Here is a 2,160-nt window from a genome sequence, read left to right as displayed (position 1 = left end):
TCGATCGCGCCGCCGGCGCAGATCAGCATCGCGTGGTGGATCACGTTCTCGAGTTCGCGAATGTTGCCGGGCCACGCGTGCGCATGCAGCCGGCCGCGCGCAGCGTCCGTCAGCGTCGGCGCGGCCACCCGCAGCCGCTTCGCATAGGTGTCGATGAAGTGCTCGATCAGCGGCGTAATGTCGCCGGGCCGCTCGCGCAACGGCAGCAGGCTCAGCTTCACGACGTTGAGCCGGTAGTAAAGATCCTCGCGGAAATTGCCTGCGCGCACCGCGGCTTCGAGATTCACGTTGGTTGCCGCGACGAGCCGCACGTCGATCTTCACGGTCTTGCGCGAGCCGACCGGCGTCACTTCGCGCTCCTGCAGCACGCGCAGCAGCTTCACCTGCGCGGACAGCGGCAGGTCGCCCACCTCGTCGAGGAACAGCGTGCCGCGATTCGCGGATTCGAACCAGCCGGGCTGGCTGTTGATCGCGCCGGTAAACGCGCCGCGCTCGTGGCCGAACAGCTCGCTTTCGATCAGCGTCTCGGAGAATGCGCCGCAGTTGACCGCGACGAACGGGCCGTCGTGGCGCTCGCTCAGCGAATGCACGAGGCGCGCGATCAGCTCCTTGCCGGTGCCGCTCTCGCCGGTGACGAGCACGGTCGCGTCGCTTGGCGCGACGAGCTGGATGCGTTCGAGCAGCACCCGCGATTTGGGATCGTCGAAGGTCAGCGCCTTCGCACGAATCGTGATCGCATGCGAAGTCGGGTCCGGCAAGCTGAAGATGGCCATGGCACGACCGGCGTGTTGAACGGGAAAGGTTTGACGATAGCAAGGCCCGCGCCGGCCACGAACCAATTCATCGAGCTATCGGTATGACGGCGGCCGGATTGCGCCGGCCGCCGCGCGGCATCACGCGAGGCCGGTCATCTTCCATTGCTGCTCGAGCGCGCCCGGGCCGAATTCGAGCGAGCCGCCGAGCGGTTCCGCGAGCGCCTGGAAATACGCGGCTTCCTCGAGGATCAGGATGTACTTCGACACATCGAGGATCGATTTGCCCCAGAAGGTCGCGCCGCCGTTCGCCTCGATGATCGCCGGTACCTCGGGATCGCGGCGGATCGTATCGACGATGAAGCGCGGCTCGCCGGGACGACGATCGACATACACCGGAATCTCGCGGGCGCGCGTGTAGCGCGCGGCCGGCGCATAGCGGATCGGCAGCGGACGATGCGCGCTCGCCCACGCGCCGAGGTACGGGCCGTGCACGTGGATCACGACGCCGACTTCCGGTGCTTCACGGAACACGTCCGCATAGCGCGGCCCGTTGCCGCCCGCGCGCGCGTCGCCATGCAGCACGTCGCCGTCGAACGTCACGACGACGGGCTGGATCTCCTGCGACGCGGCCCACGGGCTCGGCGCCGACAGCGCGACGACGAGTTCCGTGCCCGGCACGCGCTGGAACGCCTGGAACGTGTTGGTCGCGGACAGCGTGCGCGTGTCCTTCAGCACGCGTTCGGCCTGCGTGAATTCGCGCGTGGCGCGCTCGACGAATGCCACGAGCTCGCCGCTGTCGATGGTTGAGGTGACGGACATGAGGACGGTTTCCTTGATCGGGTAGATGGTTGGGCTCGCATCGCAACGCCGTAACACCGCGACGCACGGCCACCGGATCAGCAGCAATCGTGCCAGCCACGCAGGCACGCGTCGAAAGCCCACGCCACGGTGTGCGTGCGCGTTGCGCAACGCGCGCCGTACGCTCCACACGTGCGCTTCTGTTGCGGGAGCAACAGCCCGCCGGCCCGGATTGCTGCGCGACACGCAGCCGGTGCACGCGCGGACGGGCCGCCGCGCAACGCGACGGCTCGTCACACCGTGCGCCGCCTCTGCAACGCGTGCACTGGTTCGAAACTTGCGTCGTGGTCGGCCCGCGCCGCGCACTGTCCGGCGCGTCCGATCCGACTTCACCGACACCCATCCGACCATGACGCTTCTCCCCCTGCGCGGCTACACCGCGCGCACGCTGCTGGCTTCGGCGCTCGCCGTTGCGTCTCTCCTCTCGCACGCGGCTTCACCCGGCCACGTTCCTGCGCCCGACCCGCTGCAGGGCGACGGCCGCGTGTCCGCGTTCTACACGTGGGACCGCGACATTCCGGCGACGCCCGGCGCGCTGCTGCGCACC

The 2,160-nt window shown here is 68.7% G+C and carries 2 protein-coding genes and 1 pseudogene; 1 reads left to right on the top strand and 2 read right to left on the bottom strand.

What is annotated here, in order from left to right; genetic code table 11:
* Together JYJ84_RS34860 and JYJ84_RS34855 are read right to left on the bottom strand one after the other, a co-directional pair.
* Window positions 1-773: sigma-54-dependent Fis family transcriptional regulator (locus tag JYJ84_RS34860; protein WP_205190141.1), on the bottom strand; the 773-nt coding region annotated here is incomplete at its 3' end.
* Between the two features lie 120 nt (window positions 774-893).
* Window positions 894-1,574 (bottom strand): class II aldolase/adducin family protein, encoded by a 681-nt coding sequence (locus JYJ84_RS34855; protein WP_059686364.1) that lies wholly within the window; start codon window positions 1,572-1,574, stop codon window positions 894-896.
* A 388-nt stretch (window positions 1,575-1,962) separates the two neighbouring features.
* On the opposite strand from JYJ84_RS34855, the pseudogene JYJ84_RS34850 reads away from it, so the two are divergent.
* Window positions 1,963-2,160 (top strand): annotated as a pseudogene (locus JYJ84_RS34850) (alpha/beta hydrolase); the annotation flags it as partial.

Source organism: Burkholderia sp. LMG 13014, from assembly GCF_905232215.1.
Classification (GTDB): domain Bacteria; phylum Pseudomonadota; class Gammaproteobacteria; order Burkholderiales; family Burkholderiaceae; genus Burkholderia.
The sequence above is the reverse complement of the archived record's forward strand: the minus strand, read 5'-3'. Positions and strand labels throughout refer to the sequence as shown.

Excerpts from the sequence above, each read along its gene's own strand:
- JYJ84_RS34855 (WP_059686364.1), bottom strand. The coding sequence starts at position 1,574 with ATGTCCGTCACCTCAACCATCGACAGCGGCGAGCTCGTGGCATTCGTC.